At 70.6% G+C, this 19,818-nt stretch carries 19 protein-coding genes; 12 read left to right on the forward strand and 7 right to left on the reverse strand.

Annotation, left to right across the window (positions count from 1 at the left end):
- Positions 1–80: 80 nt before the first annotated feature.
- The 3 genes from DFR41_RS22030 to DFR41_RS22040 all read left to right on the forward strand — a co-directional run bounded on the left by DFR41_RS22030 (position 81) and on the right by DFR41_RS22040 (position 3,447).
- Positions 81–1,289, forward strand: a complete 1,209-nt coding sequence (locus DFR41_RS22030) for a multidrug effflux MFS transporter (RefSeq protein ID WP_017758210.1) — start codon at positions 81–83, stop codon at positions 1,287–1,289.
- A 21-nt stretch (positions 1,290–1,310) separates the two neighbouring features.
- Complete coding sequence (locus DFR41_RS22035) at positions 1,311–1,862, forward strand: methylated-DNA--[protein]-cysteine S-methyltransferase (protein ID WP_114804298.1); 552 nt, start codon at positions 1,311–1,313, stop codon at positions 1,860–1,862.
- Between the two features lie 169 nt (positions 1,863–2,031).
- Complete coding sequence (locus tag DFR41_RS22040; protein ID WP_114804299.1) at positions 2,032–3,447, forward strand: MFS transporter; 1,416 nt, start codon at positions 2,032–2,034, stop codon at positions 3,445–3,447.
- Between the two features lie 76 nt (positions 3,448–3,523).
- On the opposite strand, the gene DFR41_RS22045 is transcribed toward DFR41_RS22040, so the two are convergent.
- The gene (locus tag DFR41_RS22045) at positions 3,524–4,822 is read right to left on the reverse strand and encodes an MATE family efflux transporter (protein ID WP_244917840.1); all 1,299 of its coding nucleotides are present in this window, start codon (positions 4,820–4,822) and stop codon (positions 3,524–3,526) included.
- Positions 4,823–4,962: 140 nt separating this feature from the next.
- Positions 4,963–5,553, reverse strand: coding sequence for a DUF2239 family protein (locus DFR41_RS22050; RefSeq protein WP_114804301.1), 591 nt, complete (start codon positions 5,551–5,553; stop codon positions 4,963–4,965).
- A 158-nt stretch (positions 5,554–5,711) separates the two neighbouring features.
- On the opposite strand from DFR41_RS22050, the gene DFR41_RS28100 reads away from it, so the two are divergent.
- The 4 genes from DFR41_RS28100 to DFR41_RS22070 all read left to right on the forward strand — a co-directional run bounded on the left by DFR41_RS28100 (position 5,712) and on the right by DFR41_RS22070 (position 9,458).
- Positions 5,712–6,383 (forward strand): paraquat-inducible protein A, encoded by a 672-nt coding sequence (locus DFR41_RS28100; protein WP_017760405.1) that lies wholly within the window; start codon positions 5,712–5,714, stop codon positions 6,381–6,383.
- 62 nt (positions 6,384–6,445) lie between these two features.
- A complete protein-coding gene (locus DFR41_RS28105; RefSeq protein WP_425326721.1) occupies positions 6,446–7,129 on the forward strand; it encodes a paraquat-inducible protein A in 684 nt (227 codons plus the stop codon).
- 8 nt (positions 7,130–7,137) lie between these two features.
- A complete protein-coding gene (locus DFR41_RS22065; protein WP_114804304.1) occupies positions 7,138–8,826 on the forward strand; it encodes a PqiB family protein in 1,689 nt (562 codons plus the stop codon).
- On the forward strand, positions 8,823–9,458 hold the full coding sequence (locus DFR41_RS22070) for a PqiC family protein (RefSeq protein WP_114804305.1): 636 nt from the start codon (positions 8,823–8,825) through the stop codon (positions 9,456–9,458). The genes DFR41_RS22065 and DFR41_RS22070 overlap by 4 nt, the downstream gene beginning before the upstream one ends.
- A gap of 60 nt (positions 9,459–9,518) precedes the next feature.
- Here the strand turns inward: DFR41_RS22070 and DFR41_RS22075 are convergent, their stop codons facing one another.
- Positions 9,519–10,616, reverse strand: a complete 1,098-nt coding sequence (locus DFR41_RS22075; protein ID WP_114804306.1) for a DUF72 domain-containing protein — start codon at positions 10,614–10,616, stop codon at positions 9,519–9,521.
- Positions 10,617–10,692: 76 nt separating this feature from the next.
- Between DFR41_RS22075 and DFR41_RS22080 the strand changes: the two genes are divergently transcribed.
- Genes DFR41_RS22080 through DFR41_RS22090 form a run of 3 tightly spaced genes read left to right on the forward strand, consistent with a single transcriptional unit; the run spans position 10,693 to position 13,465 of the window.
- The gene (locus tag DFR41_RS22080; RefSeq protein ID WP_114804307.1) at positions 10,693–11,313 is read left to right on the forward strand and encodes an FMN-binding negative transcriptional regulator; all 621 of its coding nucleotides are present in this window, start codon (positions 10,693–10,695) and stop codon (positions 11,311–11,313) included.
- 17 nt (positions 11,314–11,330) lie between these two features.
- Positions 11,331–12,500 (forward strand): tRNA adenosine(34) deaminase TadA, encoded by a 1,170-nt coding sequence (gene tadA, locus DFR41_RS22085; protein WP_280525169.1) that lies wholly within the window; start codon positions 11,331–11,333, stop codon positions 12,498–12,500.
- Complete coding sequence (locus DFR41_RS22090) at positions 12,497–13,465, forward strand: LD-carboxypeptidase (protein WP_244917837.1); 969 nt, start codon at positions 12,497–12,499, stop codon at positions 13,463–13,465. The genes tadA and DFR41_RS22090 overlap by 4 nt, the downstream gene beginning before the upstream one ends.
- A gap of 48 nt (positions 13,466–13,513) precedes the next feature.
- Here DFR41_RS22090 and DFR41_RS22095 read toward each other — a convergent pair whose 3' ends face one another.
- Entirely contained in the window at positions 13,514–13,849 is a 336-nt protein-coding gene (locus DFR41_RS22095) for a hypothetical protein (protein ID WP_081682479.1), read from the reverse strand.
- A gap of 283 nt (positions 13,850–14,132) precedes the next feature.
- Between DFR41_RS22095 and DFR41_RS22100 the strand changes: the two genes are divergently transcribed.
- Positions 14,133–15,083: an adenylate/guanylate cyclase domain-containing protein gene (locus DFR41_RS22100; RefSeq protein ID WP_017759677.1), complete on the forward strand. Its 951-nt coding sequence runs from the start codon at positions 14,133–14,135 to the stop codon at positions 15,081–15,083.
- 25 nt (positions 15,084–15,108) lie between these two features.
- Here DFR41_RS22100 and DFR41_RS22105 read toward each other — a convergent pair whose 3' ends face one another.
- Positions 15,109–15,585: a winged helix-turn-helix transcriptional regulator gene (locus tag DFR41_RS22105; RefSeq protein ID WP_114804309.1), complete on the reverse strand. Its 477-nt coding sequence runs from the start codon at positions 15,583–15,585 to the stop codon at positions 15,109–15,111.
- Positions 15,586–15,728: 143 nt separating this feature from the next.
- Here DFR41_RS22105 and DFR41_RS22110 point away from each other — a divergent pair, with 143 nt between their 5' ends.
- Complete coding sequence (locus tag DFR41_RS22110; RefSeq protein ID WP_114804310.1) at positions 15,729–17,030, forward strand: D-amino acid dehydrogenase; 1,302 nt, start codon at positions 15,729–15,731, stop codon at positions 17,028–17,030.
- Positions 17,031–17,150: 120 nt separating this feature from the next.
- On the opposite strand, the gene DFR41_RS22115 is transcribed toward DFR41_RS22110, so the two are convergent.
- Positions 17,151–18,677, reverse strand: coding sequence for an alpha/beta hydrolase family protein (locus DFR41_RS22115; protein WP_017757337.1), 1,527 nt, complete (start codon positions 18,675–18,677; stop codon positions 17,151–17,153).
- A 200-nt stretch (positions 18,678–18,877) separates the two neighbouring features.
- Positions 18,878–19,792 carry a transglutaminase family protein gene (locus DFR41_RS22120; RefSeq protein ID WP_017757338.1) on the reverse strand — a complete coding sequence of 305 codons (915 nt, stop codon included), beginning with the start codon at positions 19,790–19,792 and terminating at the stop codon, positions 18,878–18,880.
- Between the last annotated feature and the right edge of the window lie 26 nt (positions 19,793–19,818).

Raw genomic sequence — 19,818 nt, forward strand, 5'->3', positions numbered from 1 at the left:
GGCCCAATGCCCGTGACAGCCCGGGGCCGCAGCCGGGTCGACCGGCAGCCTCCGGCCCAAGCCGGGAGAATGCGCCGCCTATGTCCTCGTCTCCCCGGTTTCTCCGCATTGCCGTCGTTCTCGGCCTGCTCTCGGCCATCGGCCCCTTCGCCATCGACATGTACCTGCCGGCGTTACCGGCCATCGGTCATCAGCTGGGCACCGATTTCGGCACCGCGCAGCTGAGCCTGACGGTGTTCTTCATCTCCATCGGCATCGGCCAGCTGCTCTACGGCCCGGTGTCGGACATGGTGGGTCGACGGCCGCCCATGTTCTTCGGCATGGCGCTGTTCGCGCTCGCCAGCGTGGGCTGCGCGCTGGCCACCGACATCCACACGCTGATCGTGCTGCGTTTCGTGCAGGGCCTGGGCGCTGCGGCGGGCATGGCCATTCCGCGCGCCGTGGTGCGCGACCTGCACACCGGGCCCGATGCGGCGCGGCTGATGTCGCTGCTGATGCTGGTGTTCAGCGTCTCGCCCATCCTGGCGCCGCTGGCCGGCAGCGGCGTCATCGCCGCCGCGGGCTGGCGTGCCGTGTTCTGGGCCATCGCCGTGGCGGCGGTCGCCGGGCTGGCGCTGCTGGCCTTCAGCCTGGAAGAAACGCGGCCGCCCTCGGCCCGTGTGGAAAGCAGCCTGGGCAGCGCGCTGCGTGCCTACGGCCGGCTGCTGTTGGACGCGCACTTCCTCGGCCTGGTCTTCATCGGCGGCTTCGCGATGATGGGCTTCTTCATCTACCTGTCGACGTCCTCTTTCGTGATGATCGGCCACTATGGCCTCACGCCCACGCAGTACAGCATCGCCTTCGGCGTGAACGCGGCGGCCTTCTTCGGCGCGGCGCAGCTCAACGGCCGGCTCTCGGCCCGCTTCGGCCTGGTGCCCCTGGTGCGCGTGGGCGTGCTGGGCGCCAGCGTCGCCATCAGCCTCATGCTGGCGCACTACCTGACGGGCGGCGATTCGCTGGCGGTGCTGATCGGCCTGTACTTCGTGGCCAGCGCCTTCATGGGCCTGGTGATCCCGACCACGGCGGTGCTGGCGCTGGAGAACCACGGCGCCATCGCCGGCACGGCGGCGGCCCTGATGGGCACCTTGCAGATGCTGGGCGGTGCGGTCGGCATGGCGGTGGTCAGCCTGTTCAACGACGGCCGGCCGCTGCCCATGGTGCTGGGCATGGCGGCGGGGCTGTACCTGTCGCTGACGCTGACGTTGGTGACGCTGGGCGTGCGTGGCCGGCGGCTGCCGTCGCCGGCTTGATCGCCTGATCCGGGCCCCGGCATGACCGGCCTCATCGTCTTCGACACCGCCATCGGCCATTGCGGCCTGGCCTGGGGCGATGCCGGTCTGCGCAGCGTGCTGCTGCCCGAGGCCGACGGCAGCGCTTCCGGCCTGCGGGCCCATCTGCTTCGCCGCTGCCCGGACGCGTCCGACGCCCTGCCGCCGCCCGACTGGGTGGTACAGGCCGTGCAAGGCATCCGCGCCCTGCTGGCGGGAGAGTCGCGCGACCTGTGCGAGTTGCCGCTGGATGAGCGCGGCGTGCCGGACTTCCATCGCCGGGTCTATGCGTTGGCCCGGCAGATCCCGCCCGGCCAGACCCGCACCTATGGCGAGCTGGCCGAGGCGCTGGGCGGCAAGGGCAGGGCGCGGGCGGTGGGCCAGGCCCTGGGCCACAACCCCTTCGCGCCGGTGGTGCCCTGCCATCGGGTGCTGGGCGCGGACGGCCGGCCGGGCGGCTTCTCGGCGCCGGGCGGGGCGCTGCTCAAGCTGCGCATGCTGGCCATCGAGGGCGCCCGGCCCTGGGGCAGCGAGCCGCTCTTCGACGAGCGCTGAGGATCCTGCACGGCCAGGCGCGCACCACCCCGGCGCGCACTCGGCCATCGTCGCGCCTGCGCGCACCGGTGCGGCGCGCGGCGCAGAATCGCCGGATGCCGACGCCCTCCCTCTGCCCGCCGCCCGCCTTCGTTTTCACGCATCCCGATCTGGCGGCACGGAGCGCCGCATGACCCCGGCCGCGACCGAGGGCCCGGCCTACGACGGCCTGCCGCAGCCGCAGCGCGGCCGCGCGATGGCCGTGATCATCGTGGCCATGATCGTGTCGGTGCTCGACGGCACCATCCTCAATCTGGCGCTGCCTGGCATCGCCCGGTCGCTCAACGCCAGCCCGGCCCATGCGGTGTGGGTGGTCAATGCCTACCAGATCGCCACGCTGGTGTTGCTGCTGCCGCTGGCGCGGCTGGGCGAGCAGATCGGCTTCCGTCGCGTCTACATGGCCGGCATGGCGCTGTTCACGGTGGCCTCGCTGGGCGCACTGATGTCCAGCAGCCTGGGCTGGCTGATCGCGGCGCGCGCCGTCCAGGGCGTAGGTGCGGCCGGGCTGATGAGCGTGAATGCGGCGCTGGTGCGCCTGACCTATCCGCGCAGCCAGCTCGGCAAGGGCATGGCGATCAATTCGATGGTGGTGGCCGCCTCGTCAGTGGCCGGCCCGTCGGTGGCGGCCGCGGTGCTGGCGGTGGCCGACTGGCCCTGGCTCTTCGCCATCAACATCCCGCTGGGCGTGGCGGTGCTGTGGCTGGGCTGGCGGGCGTTGCCGGCCAACGTCGGCCCGGCGCTGGGCGACCGCATGCGGGTGCTCGACGTGCTGCTCAACATCGGCATGTTCTCGCTCTTCTTCCTGGGTGTGGATCGCCTGGGCGTGCAGGACGGCCAGACGGGCGGGCGCCTCGACGGCTGGCTGTGGCTGGGTGGCGGCCTGCTGCTGGGCGCGGTCTACATCCGGCGCCAGTGGTCGATGCGGGTGCCGCTGTTCCCGGTGGACCTGCTGCGCATTCCGGTGTTCGCGCTTTCGATGGGCACCTCGGTCAGCGCCTTCGCGGCGCAGATGCTGGCCTACATCGCGCTGCCTTTCCTGCTGCTCGACGCCTTCGGCCGCACGCATGTGCAGGCCGGCCTGCTGCTGACGGCATGGCCCCTGGCCATCGTGGCCACCGCGCCCATCGCGGGCCGGCTGATCGGCCGCGTGCCGGACGGGCTGCTGGGTGGCATCGGCCTGGGCCTGTTGGCCGTCGGCCTGTCGCTGCTGGCCTTGCTGCCCGATGCGCCCACCAACGGTGACATCGCCTGGCGCATGGCCCTGTGCGGCGTGGGTTTCGGGCTGTTCCAGTCGCCCAACAACCACACCATCGTGACCGCGCCGCCGCCGCACCGCAGTGGTGCCGCCAGCGGCATGCTGGGCACGGCGCGTCTGACGGGGCAGACCGTGGGCGCGGTGGTGCTCGCCACCATCTTCAGCGTGTGGGACCCGCACCTGCGCACGGGTCCCGAGGTGGCGCTGGGCGTGGCGGCCGCCTTTGCGGCGGTGTCGGGCGTGTGCAGTTCGCTGCGGCTGAAGATGGCCAGCGGGCACGCCGCGGCCTGACAAGGGAGCCGGCGTTCCGCTTCGCCGGGACACATGAGCGGGTGGCCGGAAGACCTGGCCATCCGCGACTGCGTTCTCAGACCATCCGCTGGATCTTCTTGTGCCGCCAGATGGCGCGGTAGTACGCCGTCTGCATCAGCAGCATGGCGCAGAAGCCCATCGGGTACGCCATCCAGATGCCCTTGAGACCGAAGCGGTGGCTCATCCACCAGGCGGCGGGCACCTCCACCAGCAGCACGGCGCCGATGGTGATGGCGGTGGGCACCAGCACCGAGCCGCTGGCGCGCATCACGCCGGCCAGGGCCGAGCCCATGCCGAAGACCACCAGGCTCCACAGCATGATGTGCAGCAGCTGCTGCGCCACCTCGATCACCGCCGGGTCGGTGATGAACAGGCCCATCAAGGGCCGCGAGGCCAGGTAGGCCAGCAGCACCAGCCCGCCGGTCAGCGCCAGGTTCATGCCCAGCGCCGTGGCCGTGATGCGGCCCAACTGGTCGGCCTTGCCGGCGCCGATGGCCTGCGCCCCCAGCACCGAGGCCGTGATGGCGATGGAGATGGCCGGGAACTGCACATAGGCGATGACCTGATTGACCGCGCCATAGGCCGCCGTCGCCGCCGAGCCGAAGCCGTTGACCAGCGACAGCAGCACCACCGCCGCCAGCGAGACCACGATCATCTGCACGCCCGTGGGCACGCCCACCTTGAGCACCGCGCGCAGCAACTGCCAGTCGATGCGCAGGTGCCGCAGCAGGGCCCGGTTGGGCGCCAGCGGGCTGCCGCGCCGGCGCAGGTGCAGGCCCATCCACAGGCTGGCGAGCACGAAGCCCACCACCGTGGCCCAGGCCGCGCTCGCCACGCCCAGCTGCGGCAGGCCCAGCCAGCCGCGGATCAGGGCGGGGGTGAGCAGCAGGCCGGTGGCGGTGGAAATGGCCAGCGTGTAGAGCGGCGTCATGGTGTCGCCCACACCGCGCAGCATGGCCGTGGAGAGCAGGTAGACGAACAGCCCCGGCATCGCGATCAGGATGATGCGGGCATAGGCGGTGGCGTCGGGCAGGATGTCCGGCGGCGTGCCCAGCGCATGCAGCAGCGGCCGCGTGAACAGCCCGCCGAACACCGCCACCAGCAGGCCGAACACCAGCACCACCGACAGCGCCGTGCCCGCCACGGCACGCGCCCGCTCGGGCTCGGCGGCGCCCCAGGCCTGACCGATCAGCACCGAGGCGCCGGCCCCCAGGCCGATGGTGAAGGCGATGAAGAAGAACATCACCGGGAAGAAGCCCGAGACCGCGGCCAGCGCATGCACGCCCAGCATCTGCCCGAGGTAGATGTTGTTGACGGTGCCCGAGAGCGACTGCAGCACGTTGGACAGCAGCATGGGCAGCAGGAAGAAGAGGAAGGTCTTCCAGAGCGGACGGTTGGCTGGAGCGCCCTTCGGGGCGGCTGTGCGGGCGAGCACCTGACCACCTTCGGATTCGCCTGCGGTGGAAGCGCCCTTTGGAGCGGCCGGGCGGGCGCTCATGCCGCCTGCTCCGGCGTGGTGGTGGCCCAGCTGTTCGCCGACAGGTGCCGGGCGTAGCGGGCCACGTCCTCCGGCCAGTCGCGGGTCTGCTCGGCGAAGCGCGCGGAGTCACCTGCGAAGAGGGCGCGCGCGGCTTCCTCGAAGCCGGGCAGGGCGCTCGCGACGGTGCTCAGGAAACGGTAGGTCGATTCGCGCGAGGCGCGCACCGCGTCGCGGTCCGCGTAGACGCGGCGGGCGTCGTCCACCAGGCGGCGCAGCGCCACCGAGGCGCCGCCCGGCTGGCGACTGAGCCATTCCCAGTGCCGCGGCAACAGCGTGACTTCGCGTGCCACCACGCCGAGCCGCGGCCGGCCGACGCCACGGGCGTGGCGGGTGCCGCCGGCGGTGTCGGCCTCCGCGGGGCAGGGCGTGCCGTAGCCGGGAGCCGCCTCCAACTCCACCCGCTCGCCGCTGTGGTCGTCGAACACGATGGCAGGCGGGTTGTCCTGCCGGCGGCGCAATTCGGCGAGCACCGATTCGCGCGGACCGTGGGCGATCTGCTGGTAGCCGAGAAAAGCCGTCAGCTGCGGCGCACTGGGAGCATCCATGATGCGCCGAATATTACCCGGCTGAAATCGAGTCTGCAATACGCCCGGGTAAAAATAAACCGGGAAACTGTCCTACAGCGGTAGTGGTCGGCGGATGCCGCGGGCTGGTGCGCCTGCCGCCCCGCTGACTTCACGGCGTGTTGGCAGAATGCCCGCCGATGAATGTGGTGCCCGACGTGACGGTATGCGAAGGATGCGACGCGGTGTTCCGCGCGCCGCGGCTTCGTCCCCGGGAGATCGCGCACTGCCCCCGCTGCGGGACCGAGCTGGCGCGCCACCCTGGTCAGCAGCGCGAGCGCCTGCTGCCGCTGACGCTGGCCAGCCTGATCCTCTTTGCCATCGCCAATCTCTTTCCCATCGTCGAGATCGAACTCCAGGGCCGTACGAGCCAGACCACGCTGGCCGGTGCGGTGGTGGTGCTGGCCGGCGAAGGCATGTCGCCCGTCGCCTTGCTGGTGCTGGCGACGACGCTGATCTTTCCGCTGGCGCAGCTGTGCATCCTGTTCTATCTGCAGGTTGCGCCGCGGGTATGGAAGGCCGGGCAGGCCGATGGCGATGCGGCGGCTGGGCCGTCTCAGCGCCCCCCAGGCTTTGCCGTGCTGGTGAGGGCGCTGCAGTCGCTGCGGCCGTGGGGCATGGTCGAGGTCTTCCTGCTCGGCGTGCTGGTGGCTATCGTCAAGCTCTTCGGCATGGCGACGGTGGTGCTCGGTCCCGCGCTGTGGGCCTTCGTCGGCCTGACGGTGCTGCTGACCACGCTGCTGTCCTTCGATCCGCGCAGCTTCTGGGGCATGGCCTTCGAGCGCGAAGCCGCCGCCGGAGGCACGCCTTGACGGGCCGCGCCCGCGCCACGCGCGAACGCCTCGCGCGGCTGGCGGGCCAGGCGACGCCGCACCTGCCGGTGGAAGAGGGCGGCGGTGCCATCGTCACCGCCCACGACGCCTGCCTGCTCGACTGCCACCGCTGCGGCACCGTGTGGGAAGGCGCCCAGCCCGGCGAGCACTGCGGCCGCTGCGGCACGCGCCTGCGCGCCCGCAAGCCGGACAGCCTGCGGCGCACCTGGGCCTACCTGCTCGCCGCCGTGGTGCTGTACCTGCCGGCCAATCTGCTGCCCGTGATGATCACCAAGAGCCTGCTCGGCACGCAGCAGGACACCATCCTCAGCGGGATCATCTTCTTCTGGATCTCGGGCTCCTACGGGCTCGCGGCGCTGATCTTCACGGCGAGCTTCCTGGTGCCGCTGTTCAAGCTGGCGGCGCTGGCCGTGCTGGTGATCACCACGCAGCGCGGCAGCCGCTGGCGCCAGCGCGAGCGCGCGCGGCTCTACCAGGTGCTGGAGTTCATCGGCCGCTGGTCGATGCTCGACGTGTTCGTGGTCTCGCTGCTGGCGGGGCTGGTGCGCATCCAGGGCTTTGCCGTGGTGCAGGCTGGCGTGGGGATTGCTGCCTTCGGCGCCGTGGTGGTCCTGACCATGCTCGCCTCGCTGAGCTTCGATCCACGCCTGATCTGGGACGCCGGCATGCCCGACGACGAAGAGGCCGCCGATCAGGTCGGCCGAAGTGCGCCCGCGAGGGCATAGGAGAGTGAATGAGTGAACCCGGGCCTCGCGAAGGCCAGACCCCCGCCGATGCCGGCGCGTCCGCCGCGCCGCCTGCGTTGGCGCGCCCCCGCGTGGTACGCCGCCGCGACTGGGTGCCCTCGCTGATCTGGCTGATCCCCGTCGTCGCGGCGATGGTGGGCATCACGCTGGTGGCCAAGGTGCTCTGGAACCGCGGGCCCGAGATCGTCCTCACCTTCAAGACCGCGGAGGGCCTGGAGGCCGGCAAGACGGCCGTGAAGTACAAGGACGTGCAGATCGGCACCGTGCACAACATCCGTCTGGCGCGCGACCGTTCGCATGTGCGCGTGACGGTCGAGCTGGACAAGAACGCCGCCGAGGGCTTCACCGCCAAGGACGCGCGCTACTGGGTGGTGCGGCCGCGCTTCGACACCTCGGGCGTCTCGGGCCTGAACACGCTGCTATCAGGGGCGTACATCGGCGCCGACGCAGGCGCCGAGGAAGAGACCGCCAGCGAGTTCGCCGGGCTGGAGGCGCCCCCCATCGTCACCCGCGACGCCAGCGGCCGGCAGTTCCAGCTGCATTCGCGGGATGCAGGCTCGCTGGACATCGGCTCGCCGGTGTATTTCCGCCGCGTGCGGGTGGGGCAGGTGGCCTCGGTCGAACTCGACGGCGACGGCCGCGGCGTGGCGCTGCGGGTGTTCATCGATTCGCCCTATGACCGCTTCATCGGCGCCAACACCCGCTTCTGGCATGCCAGCGGCCTGCAGGTTCAGGCGGGCGCCAGCGGATTCGAGGTGCGCACCCAGTCGCTGGCGTCCATCGTGCTGGGCGGTATCGCCTTCGCCGCGCCGGATGACGTGATGGGCCCGCCGGCCGACGAGAACTCCGTGTTCGCGCTGGCCGACGACGAGACCACGGCCATGAAGCCACCGGATGGGCCGCCGCAGACGCTGCTGATGTACTTCAACCAGTCGCTGCGCGGATTGGCGCCCGGCGCGCCGGTGGACTTCCGCGGCGTGATCATCGGGGAGGTGAAATCCATCGGCGTGCAGTTCGATCGCAACGAGCGCGAGTTCCTGATGCCGGTGGTGGTCACGGTCTACCCCGACCGCCTGCGGCGCTCCGACACGCGCGACGGCAAGCAGGCGCCCTTGCCGGTGGAGCCCCGCTTCACGCAGCAGGAGCGCACGCGCTTCCTCATCGGCCGCGGCCTGCGTGCGCAGCTGCGTACCGGCAACCTGCTGACGGGCCAGCTCTATGTGGCGCTGGACTTCTTCCCCAAGGAGAAGCCGGTCAAGGTCGACACCAACCAGGACCCGATCCAGATCCCCACGGTGGCTGGCAGCTTCGACGAGCTGCAGGAGCAGCTGCAGGAGATCGCCACCAAGGTCAACAAGATCCCCTTCCAGGAGATCGCCGGCGACCTGCGCAAGACCCTGGCCACGCTCGACAAGACGCTGGGCAGCGCCGAGGCGACGGTCACGCGCATCAACAACGACGTGACGCCCGAGATCGCCGCCGCCGTCAAGGACGCGCGCAAGACCATCGACGCCGCGACCCGCACGCTGTCGGAGGACGCGCCCGTGCAGCAGGACTTGCGCGCGACGCTGCAGGAGCTGACGCGCGCGGCCGGCTCGGTGCGCGTGCTGACGGACTACCTGGAGCGCCATCCCGAATCGCTGCTGCGCGGCAAACCCGAGGACAAGAAGCGATGAGCCGCTTTGCATCACGACGCATCGGCGCGACCGCCGCCCTGGTCCTGGCACTGGGCGCCCTGGCCGGCTGCGCTTCCGAGCCCGACCGCTACTACACGCTGGCAGAGCCGGCCACGCCGCAGCCGCTGGTGGCGCCACCGCCCGCCGGCCTGGCCATCGAGATGGCGCCGCTGGCCGTGCCGGAGCGGCTCGCGCGGCCGCAGATGGTGGTGCGCGGCCCGGCCGGTGCCGAGGTGCAGGTGCTGGAGCAGAGCCGCTGGGCGGCCTCCTTCGAGCAGGAGCTGCGCGACGCGCTCGCTGCCGGCGTGTCGGCGCGCCTCGGCGCCACCGATGCGACCCGTGGACCGGGCGTGGCCGGCGTCTTGCCCTGGCGGATCGCGGTGCAGGTCCAGCGCTTCGATGCCACGCAGGGCGGCCAGGTCGAGGCGGCCCTGGGCTGGACGGTACGCCGGGCCGACAGCAGCCAGCGCAGCACCTGCAGCTGGCGCGGCAGCGAAGCGGCGCCCGGCGGCATCGACGGCGTGGCGCAGGCGGGCCAACGGATCGTGTCGAAGGTGTCCGACGCCATCGCCCGGCACATCGCGGCGTTGCAGGCCGGCCAGCCGGCTGCGTGTCCGGCGGCGCCGGGCTGATCACCCGAACTCCCAGGCGGCCATGCGATCGGGCGGCCAGGGGGTGAGACCGTCAGATGGTCAGGCTGTCTCGCACAGCACGGCGTCCACCAGTGCCTGCACCGACAGCGGCGCGCTGCCCTCGGCCTTGTTGTTGATGGTCACGTAGGCTGCATGGCCTCCGCCCGTGGTGCCGGCGATGACGCGGGCCAGCAAGCCGCGGCTGTGCGGGTCGGGGTCGACCAGGCGGTTGAAGGGCTCGTACAGGCCCTTGGCCTCCTCGTAGCCGTAGGCGCCGTGCAGGCGGTTGAGGTTCCACCGACAGACGAGCGGGCCGGGCCAAAGGGCGCGCAGGAGCGGCAGCTGATCCTCGATGGTAGGCAGCTTTGGATGCAGGCCCAGGCAGTACGTCGCGCCGTGGGCCTTGAGGACGCGTGCGAACTCGGGCGTGAGGAATTCGGGGTTTCGCACTTCCACGGCCACCACGGCATCCGGCGCGGTGGGCCGAAGCGGGGGCAGTGCGGCCAGCATGGCATCGAGCCGTGCCAGCACCTCGGGCATGTGCGCCAGCATCGTGCCCGGCAGCGGGCTGAGCTGGAAGACCAGCGCGCCCAGCTTGGTCCCCAGGCCCTGCAGGGCCGGTTCCACGAAGTCCTGCACCGCCAACTGGGGGTTGAGGAAGGCCGGGTTGGGGCGCTGGCCGCGGCCGTCCTCGGCGCGCACCAGGGCATCGGCGACGGTCGACGGCGCCTTGATCACGAAGCGGAAGTCCTCCGGCACTTGCGCCGCATAGGCGGCGAACTGCGAGGCGGTGAGCGCGCGGTAGAAGTTGCGATCCAGGCTCACGGTGCGCAGCAGCGGATGCTGCGCATAGGCCGCGAGGCCGTGGCGCGACAGGACCGAGCCTTCGTAGTCGCCGTTCCACACCAGGCCGGCCCAACCGGGGAAGTGCCAGGACGAACTGCCCAGGCGAAGCAAGGACGGCAGGCGCGCGGCCTTGTCGCGAAGGCCGTCATCGACTGCCGCGGCTTCCACCTTGGGCATGCTGGCCTTGGCACGGCGCCTGGTCGGTGCGGCATCGTCCGCCTCCGGCGGCGCGGCGGAGGGCTCCGCCCCGGCCGGTGCCGGGCGCGGCGTTGCGGGAAGCGGGAGGTCGTCGCCGAAAAGTGAGTCCTGCATGCGAAGAGAGAGGGCGGGTGCGAGGCTCGGGCATGGCAGGCTGGACAATCGCCCGCTTCGCCTTTCGAGGTCCGCCATGTACCTGCCCGCCCATTTTGACGCCGAGGATCCCGCGCTTGCCGAGCAGTTGATGCGCGAGCATCCCTTCGCCACCCTCGTGACCAACGATGACGAGGGCTTTCCCTTCGTCACCCACCTGCCGCTGGTGCTGACATCGAATGACACGGGCGAGTGGACGCTGCTGGGCCACGTGGCGCGCGCCAATCCGCAGTGGAAGCAACTGCAGGCGCGGCCTGAGGCGCTGGTCGTCTTCCTGGGACCGCATGGCTACGTCTCGCCCACGGTCTACCCGGACCGCCAGCGGGTGCCGACCTGGAACTACGTCGCCGTCCATTGCCGTGTGCGCGCCACCCTGCTGCCGGAGGCCGACACGAAGGACGCCCTGCTCAAGCAGCTCATCGGCCAGCACGAGCCGCCCTATGCACAGCAGTGGCGCGATCTGGGCGAGGACTACCAGCGCCGCATGCTGGCCGGCATCGTCGCCTTCGAGCTGAAGGTCGTCGGCTGGCAATGCAAGCTCAAGCTCAACCAGCATCGGCCCGAAGCCCATGCAGCAATGCGGCGGCTGCATGCCGCGCAGGGCGGCGAGGCCGCGGGGCTGGAGGCCTGGATGGACCGGGCCGGCGTCGGACGCTGATGCCGATGGTCGAGCCGTTGTCCCAGACCTCCGGCGGGCTGTCCGCGGACGGTGCACCGCAGGATGAGGACGCCCGGTGGATGGTACTGGCGCTGGACGAGGCCCGTGCCGCCGCCGCCGCGGGCGAGGTGCCGGTGGGTGCCGTCCTGGTGCGCGACGGCCGCATGGTGGCCACCGGGCGCAATGCGCCGGTCGCCACCCACGACCCCAGCGCCCATGCCGAGATGGCGGCGTTGCGGGCGGGCGGGCAGGCGCTGGGCAACTACCGGCTCGACGGCTGCACCCTCTACGTGACGCTGGAGCCCTGCGCCATGTGCGCCGGCGCCATGCTGCATGCGCGGCTGGACCGCGTGGTCTTCGGCGCCGCCGATGCGCGCACCGGCGCGGCGGGATCGGTGCTCGACCTCTTCGGCGTCGGCCAGCTCAACCACCACACCGCGGTGCAGGGCGGCGTGATGGGCGAGGAATGCGGGGCGCTGCTGCAGGACTTCTTCCGCGGGCGGCGTGCCCAGGCCCGGGCGCAGGCGCAGCCGGTGCGCGACGACGCGCTGCGCACCCCCGAGGCGCGCTTTGTCGGCTTCGACGGGCCGCATGCCTTCTTCAGCAAACCGCCGGCGCTGGGTGGCCTGCGGCTGGCCTATGCCGACCGGGGCGACGTTGCAGGCGATGGCAGGCAGGACCGGCGCCCCGTGGTGCTGTGCCTGCACGGCGCGGCCCAATGGGGGTACCTGTTCCGCCATCTGCCGGACCTGCTGCCGGGCCATCGCCTGTTGGTCCCCGACCTGATCGGTTTCGGCCGCAGCGACAAGCCCAAGAAGGAGGCCCTGCACACGCGCGAATGGCATGCGGAAGTGCTGCGGCAGTGGCTGGCGGCGCTCGGCATCGGCGAGGTCGGACTGATCCTGCATCCCGACATGAGCGGGCTGGCCGACCTGCTGGCCGGGCAGGGCGTGATCGCTGGCCCGCGCCTCGTCATTCCGCCCGCGGCGCTGGTGGTGCGGGGTGCGGCCGCCGAGGATGCGGCGCGGGCCTGGGCGGCGCCTTTCCCCGACAAGGGCCACGAGGCCGCCCTGCGCGCGTGGTCCGCGCGCCGCCGCCCGGTGCAGGACCTGTCCGCCGACGCGGCCCGCGCGCTGGCCGCCCGGTGGCAGGCCCTCGAAGGGCCGATGGGATACTCCCGCGGGTGAACAAGAAGCACATCTACATCTACTCCCCCTCCAGCGCCGTGCGCGAGAAGCCGGCCTTCCGCCGCGGCGTGGCCTGGCTGCGGGCCCAGGGCCATGAGGTGGAGATCGACGAGGCCGCGCTGTCCGCGCACCAGCGATTCGCCGGCGACGACGCCACCCGCATCGCCGCCATCGCACGGGCTGCAGCCAGCGGCGCGGACGTGGCATTGGCCTCGCGCGGCGGCTACGGCCTGACCCGGATCCTCGACGGCATTCCCTACAAGGCCGTGGCCAAGGCCATCGATCGCGGCACGGCCTTCGTCGGCATGAGCGACTTCACGGCCTTCCAGCTTGCCGTGCTGGCCCGTACGGGCGCCGCCACCTGGTCCGGCCCGACCCTGTGCGGCGATTTCGGGGCGGAGGCGGGCATCGACGAGATCACCGCCGCCTGCTTCGACGACCTGGTCGAGGGCTACGGCGAGGGCACCGGCTGGCGCCTGCCGGCACGCGACGAGCTGCCGAGCTTCAAGCCCATCCGCGGCGCCACGCTGTGGGGCGGCAACCTGGCCGTCCTGTGCAGCCTGCTGGGCACGCCGTACTTTCCGCAGGTGGACAAGGGGGTGCTGTTCCTCGAGGACGTGGGCGAGCATCCCTACCGCATCGAGCGCATGCTGGAGCAACTGCGCCTAGCCGGCGTGCTGGCCCGGCAGAAGGCGGTCGTGCTGGGCCAGTTCACCGGCTATCGGGCCGCGCCGCACGACCGCGGCTTCAAGCTGCAGACGGTGGTGGAGCGGCTGCGCAGCCAGATCAAGGCGCCCGTGCTCACGGGCTTGCCCTTCGGGCATGTGCCGACCAAGGTGCTGCTGCCGGTGGGCGGCACCGTCGACCTGGCGGTGGAGGGCAAGGAAGCCTTTGTCGTCTGGGGTCACGATGTGGGTGGCAGCCGCCATGCCGCACCGCATGACCATCACGGCCACGCGCACTGAAGAACCCCGTCGGCGCGCGACCGGCCGTCGATCTCCGGCCGAGGCCGCTCAGGGCATCCGCAGCCCGGCGCGCAAGCGGGGCCTGAAGGCCTCGGAGCGGCCGAAGAGGGCGTTGATCGGCTGCATCTCCTGCCGTGCGCGCACTTCGCCGCAGGCGGCCATCAGCGCCGCCAGGAGATCCTGCCGCAGATACCAGAGCGCTTCGAGCTCGCTCGCGTAGGTAACCCGGTCCGCCAGGCGGCGCCACTGCGCCAAAAGGCCATGCCGTTCGAGGGCGGCAAGCATGGCGGCACGCACCTGCTGGAGGGTGCGCTCGGTGCCTGTCTGCGTGGCCATCTGGGCCGGGGCCCGAAGCCAGCGGGAGATCGCGTTCAAGGACTTCATGGAGTGATGCGAGGTCGCCTGACGAACACCTTACGCAGCGGCGCAGTTCACTGCAATGTAGATAAAAGTTTCCACAAATTTGCCTTTCCATCTGGCTCTGGACAAGGCGCGGGCATTCCACGCGAATCCAGGGGAAACTTCGCGCCGCCCAAGCGGGGATCAAGGTGTCATTGTGGACAAAGCAACATCCAAAGCAGTTGACTTAAGTCAATCCCGGCCCCGCACTCGCGCGATTTCGTACGTCTGGAGATAATTGCTGGAAACAATTCGTTGAACTTTGACGATGGCAACCACGGTCGTTTTCGCGGACCTGACCGGCAGCACGCGGGTTTTCGAGGCGATGGGCAACGCCCGGGCCACCGACACCGTCACCCGGCTGGTGCAGTGGGTGGGGGACGTGTGCGAAGCCCATGGCGGCCGGGTGATCAAGAAGTTGGGCGACGGCATCTTCGCGCTCTTTCCGGCGGGCGCGCCGGCCATCGCCGCCATGCTCGAAGTGCAGCGCAGCCACCACAAGCGCCTGCTCAAATGGCCCGAGGCCTTGCGCATGGACCTGCAGATCGGTATCGCCAGCGGCGAGGTGGTCGAGGTCGATGGCGACTTCTATGGCGACGCGGTCAACGTGGCCTCGCGGCTGAGCGATCTGGCTGGTCCCGGCCAAATCTGGGCAACCGAATCGGTGGTGGACCAGCGCATCGGCCCCGAGGTGCGGCATCGCAGCCTGGGCCCGATCAGCATCCGCGGCCGGCAGGAGACGCCGACCGTCCACCGCATCGACTGGCAGGACGAGGTGGTGGACCTGCTCACGCTGCCGGCGGCGCTGTCGACGCTGGCGCGCCCCGGCATCGACACGGCCTTCGGGCAGATCGAGCTGTCGTGGCTGGACGTGCATGCCGCCTTCGGCGCGCGCGACCTGCCCATCCACCTGGGCCGGGTGAACGAGGCCGATTTCGTGGTCAACGATCCGCGGGTCTCGCGCCTGCATGCGCGCATCGAGGCCCGCAACGGCAGCTGCATCCTGACCGACGTGAGCAGCTACGGCACCTGGGTGCGCTTCCGCGATGCCGACGGCAGCAGCAGCGAGGTCGCGCTGCGCCGGGACGAGTGCATGCTGCATGGCAGCGGCGAGATCAGCCTGGGTGCGCCGCTGTCGGACTTCACCGCGCCGACCATCAGCTTTCACACGGCCGGCGGCCGGGTGCAGCTGGCGATGAAGGCAGAAGCCTCGCAGTGAGCCGCCGCGGGCGGCGTTGCGGCGCTCAACGGTCCACCGGCAGGACCAGCGTCTCCTTGACCTCTTCCATTACCACGTAGCTGTGCGACTCGGCCGGCACGGGCAGCTTCTTGAGGATGTCGCCCAGCAGGTGCCGGTATTCGCCCATGCCGCGCAGCCGGGCCTTGACGAGGTAGTCGAAGCCGCCCGAGACGAGGTGGCATTCCAGCACCTCGGGCATGTGCAGCAGCTCGTTGCGGACCTTGTCGAAGACATCGGCCGACTTGGACGAGAGCTTGATCTCCACGAACACCAGCAGCATCTTGCCCAGCGCCTCGGGCGCCACACGGGCGTGGTAGCCGCTGATGACGCCCGTGCGCTCCAGCCGCTTGACCCGCTCCGAGCAGGGCGAGGTCGACAGGCCCACGCGCTGCGCGAGGTCGGTGATGGCGATGCGGCCCTCACGCTGGAGGATGTCCAGGATCTTGCGGTCGATGCGGTCCAGGGTGGCGAAGTCGGGCATGTCGTCGGGCCGGCGGGCCGATCCACAGGGTTGGTCAGCGGATTTTGCTGCAGATCACCAGAAGAACCATCAAATCTTCGGGCGCGGCCTGAATAAAGTCCTGCAATCGACTCTTGGAGTCTTCTTTCTCAGCGGGATTGGCCATGAAAGTCATTGTTCTCGGCGGCGGTGTGATCGGCACGACCACGGCCTACTACCTGGCCCGTGCGGGCGCCCAGGTGACGGTGCTGGAGCGCCAGCCCGGCGCCGCACTGGAGACCAGCTTCGGCAATGCCGGTCAAGTGTCCCCGGGCTATTCCACGCCCTGGGCCGCGCCCGGCATTCCGTTCAAGGCGCTCAAGTGGATGTTCCAGAAGCATGCGCCGCTGGCCATCCGCGCCGACGGCAGCCTGTTTCAGCTGCGCTGGATGGCCCAGATGCTGCGCAACTGCTCGGCCGAGCGCTACGCCGTCAACAAGGAACGCATGATGCGCGTGGCCGAATACAGCCGCGACTGCCTGCGCAGCCTGCGTGCCGACACCGGCATCGACTACGAGCAGCGCACCGGCGGCACGCTGCAGCTCTTCCGCAAGCAGCAGCAGCTCGACGCCGTGCAGCGCGACATCGCCGTGCTGCAGGAATGCGGCGTTCCGTACGAACTGCTGGACCGCGAAGGCCTGGCCCGTGTGGAACCCGCACTGGCGCGCACCGGCGGCGGCCTGGTCGGCGGCCTGCGCCTGCCCAATGACGAGACCGGCGATTGCCATCTCTTCACCACCCGCCTGGCCGAACTGGCCAAGGGCCTGGGCGTGGAGTTCCGCTACGGCAGCAACGTGCAGGCGCTGGGCACCGACGGCGGCCGCATCAGCGGTGTGCAGGTCGACGGCCAATGGCTGGAAGCCGACCGCTATGTGCTGGCCTTCGGCAGCTACTCCCGCGCGCTCATGGAGCCGCTCGGCCTGGACCTGCCGGTCTACCCGGTCAAGGGCTACTCGCTGACCGTGCCGCTGGTGGACGAATCGCTGGCACCCCAGTCCACCGTGCTGGACGAGACCTACAAGATCGCTGTGACCCGCTTCGCCGACCGCATCCGCGTCGGCGGCATGGCGGAGCTGTCGGGCTTCGACATGAGCCTGAAGCCGGCGCGCCGCGCCACCCTGGAGAAGGTGGTGGGCGAGCTCTTCCCGGGCGGCGACCTGCCGGCCGCGAGCTTCTGGACCGGTCTGCGCCCGATGACGCCGGACAGCACGCCCATCATTGGCGCCACGCGCTGGGGCAATCTGTTCCTCAACACCGGCCACGGCACGCTGGGCTGGACCATGGCCTGCGGTTCCGGCAAGCTCACCGCGGACTTGGTGACCGGCCAGCGGCCGGAGATCAGCACGGACGGCCTGGCGGTGGACCGTTATGCCGGCGGCCGTCAGGTGCTCCAACGGCCGCACTCGGCTGGGGTTCAGCCCGCCTGAGCGCAGCACGCATGAGCGGGGCCGCGCGAAGCCCCAGATGCAGAACGCCGGCCCCGGGGCCGGCGTTCTGCCGTCATGGCGGCGGGCGACGCGGCTGCTCGCGCTGCCTGCCGCGGACGATCACTGCGGGCAGGGGGCGGCGCCTGCCAGCAGGGTCCGGATTCCGGCCACCTGCTGGCTGTCGTCCTGGCCGACGGCGTTGTTGGTGAAGGCACAGCCATAGCTGGTGTTGGCGACCGTGCCGGCCGTCAGCACGTCGTCGCCAGTGGGCTTCACGCCGTCGCGCTCCCACTTGATCATGGCGTCGAAGGCGGCGACCTGTTCCGCGACCGTGAAGTCGCAGTGCGTGATGCCGCGGATGGCCCGCTGCACCAGCCAGTTGCCATTGCCTTTGGCCACCACGCGCTGGCGGTAGATCTGCTCCATGCTGAAGGGCACGAACAGGTCGCCCAGCGTGTGCAGCGTCACCACCGGAATCTTGATGTCGCCGTTGTTGCGTGGGATCCAGCGCAGGCCGTCGCGGCGCAGGCGATTGGCGTCAGTGTCGGCCGTGAGCTTCTGCACCGATGCGTTCAGCGCGGCCGAGGCCGTCGTGTTGCCGTCGATGGTGTACGTGAAGCGGTTGGTGTCCGTCACGTTCTTGTTCAGGATGCCCGCGACCGTCCCGTCGCTGCCAAACAGGCCCAGAGGCGCCTGGAAGGAGCCGCCCTGGGTGAAACCGATGTCGAACAGTGGCCGCTGGCCGCCGGTCAGGTTCTTGATGACCGAGGCGTATTGCAGTCCCAGCGGTGAGGTGGGCGTGAGCGTGGTCGCCGTGACGCTGGAGAACAGCTGGCCGAGCACCAGGTTCTGGATGTCGCTCCAGTTGGTCAGCGGGTACTTGGGTACACCGGCCAGGGCCTGGGCCGTGAGTTGCGCCGCCGAGAAGTAGTCGAACAGCTCGGTGTCGCCCAGCACGCCGCACATGGGCACGGCGCCGGCGTAGCTCACCTTGTTGCGGGCCGTGGCCAGGGTCTCGGCCTCGATGGCCGACGCCGTGATGTGCCCACCCATCGAATGCCCGGTGATGTAGATGCGCGAGGGCGCCGCCAGCGTGCGACCACGGGCCTTGGCGATGTCGTTGAAGGCCAGCGCCAGTGCGTTGGTGTCTTCCACGCCGGCGCGCACGTCGTAGTAATTCTTGGTGTAGCTGGACGCGGCCCAGGCATAGCCGTTCTGGATCAGGTAGCGGCGGATCGACGGGTTGCTGACCGCCAGCGTGTTGCCCGTGCCGGCATAGCCGTGGGCATACATCACCAGCTTGCCGTTCCAGTTGGTCGGCACTTCGACGCGGTAGGCCGCGCCACCCATCACCCCCGCCCAGCGGCTGGTGGTGGTGACGTCGACGGTGTCGCCCGGCGCGGCGGCCAGTGCGGTGAAGGTGGTCGCCGTGGGTTCGGCAGGGACGAAGCTGTTGCGGCTGTCCTGAGGACGCGTCTCTTCGGGCACGGGCGCGGGGGCCGGCGTGGGCGCAGGGGCCGGTGCGGGGCTGGGCGCGGGAATGGGTGTGAAGGCGACGTTCGATCCGCCGCCACCGCCGCACGCGCTCAGGGCAAGGACGGCCGCGGCCGCGATCAGCCGCAGCGGCTGGCTCTGGAATGCATCCATGGGGTGTCTCCGTGTTGTCTTGACTGTGCCGCCCTCGAAGCGGCGCGCCAGCCTATCGCGGCGACTGAACGGGTTCCTAGGGATTTGCCCGCGCGCCTGTCAAGTTGGGGACCGGTCCTACAGGCGCTGCCGTTCCGGAAAGATGGGCCTTGCCTCCGCCCGCCCGTGCGCGCTTTGTCGCCCGGCTCGGGAGCCGCACCTCAATCGCGGCGCTTGGTGACCTTCACGACGACCTCCATGCCGGCATAGGCCTCGGGTTCGCCGAACCAGCTGCCTGCGATGGGCGGTGCCTGGGCCGGGTCGCGTGCCACGCCCACGCGGATCAGTCGCCCGCTGCCCATGATGTTGTTGGTGGGGTCGAAGGCCACCCACCCGGCGCCGGGCAGGTAGGCCTGCAGCCAGGCATGCGTGCTGCCTGCCCCGACGATGCGCTCGGCGGGGCCGTCCTGGTCCTCCTGCGCGTCGCTGCCTCCGTCGAGCATCGGGTCGTAGAGGTAGCCCGAGACGAAGCGGGTCGCGATGCCGAGCCGCCGCGCGGCCTCCATCATGAGCAGGGCGTAGTCGCGGCAGCTGCCGCCGCCGATGGCCAGCGTCTCCAGCGGCGTCTGGGTGCCTTCCTCCTCGCGGGCCTGGTAGCTCAGGCTCTGGTTGATGTGGGCATTCATGCGTGTGAGCGTCTCGCGCGTGCTGTTGGGCGCATCGGTGTGCAGGAACTGGTGCGCCCAGCGGATCAGCGTGCCGTCCGGGTCGTCGTGGTGCGGACGCAGGTAGTGCTCCAGGTCCAGCCGTTCCTGCAGCGAATAAGCGAAGGGCAGGAACTCCGCGCCAGGGTCCAGCTGCAGTTCGTCCTCCGGTGCCGGCACATGCTCGATGGTGAAGGCGCAGGCGATCGTCAGCTCGGCCGCCGGCTCCTTGGGCTGGACCAGCGCGACCGAGTTGGAGTGCGGGTCCTGGATCAGCCGCACATGCGCCTCGGGGCTGACCTGCAGGTCGGTGGCCAGCACGCGCAGGTCGTGGCTGTCGCGGGGGCGGAACATCACGCGGTGCAGGCCGAAGTTCACCGCCTCGTGGTAGCGATAGGTGGTGGTGTGCAGGATGTCGTAGCGGGTGGCCATGGGGCGATGGTAGGCAGGCGCGATGA

Source organism: Pseudacidovorax intermedius (assembly GCF_003350475.1).
Taxonomy (GTDB): Bacteria; Pseudomonadota; Gammaproteobacteria; order Burkholderiales; family Burkholderiaceae_C; genus Xenophilus; species Xenophilus intermedius.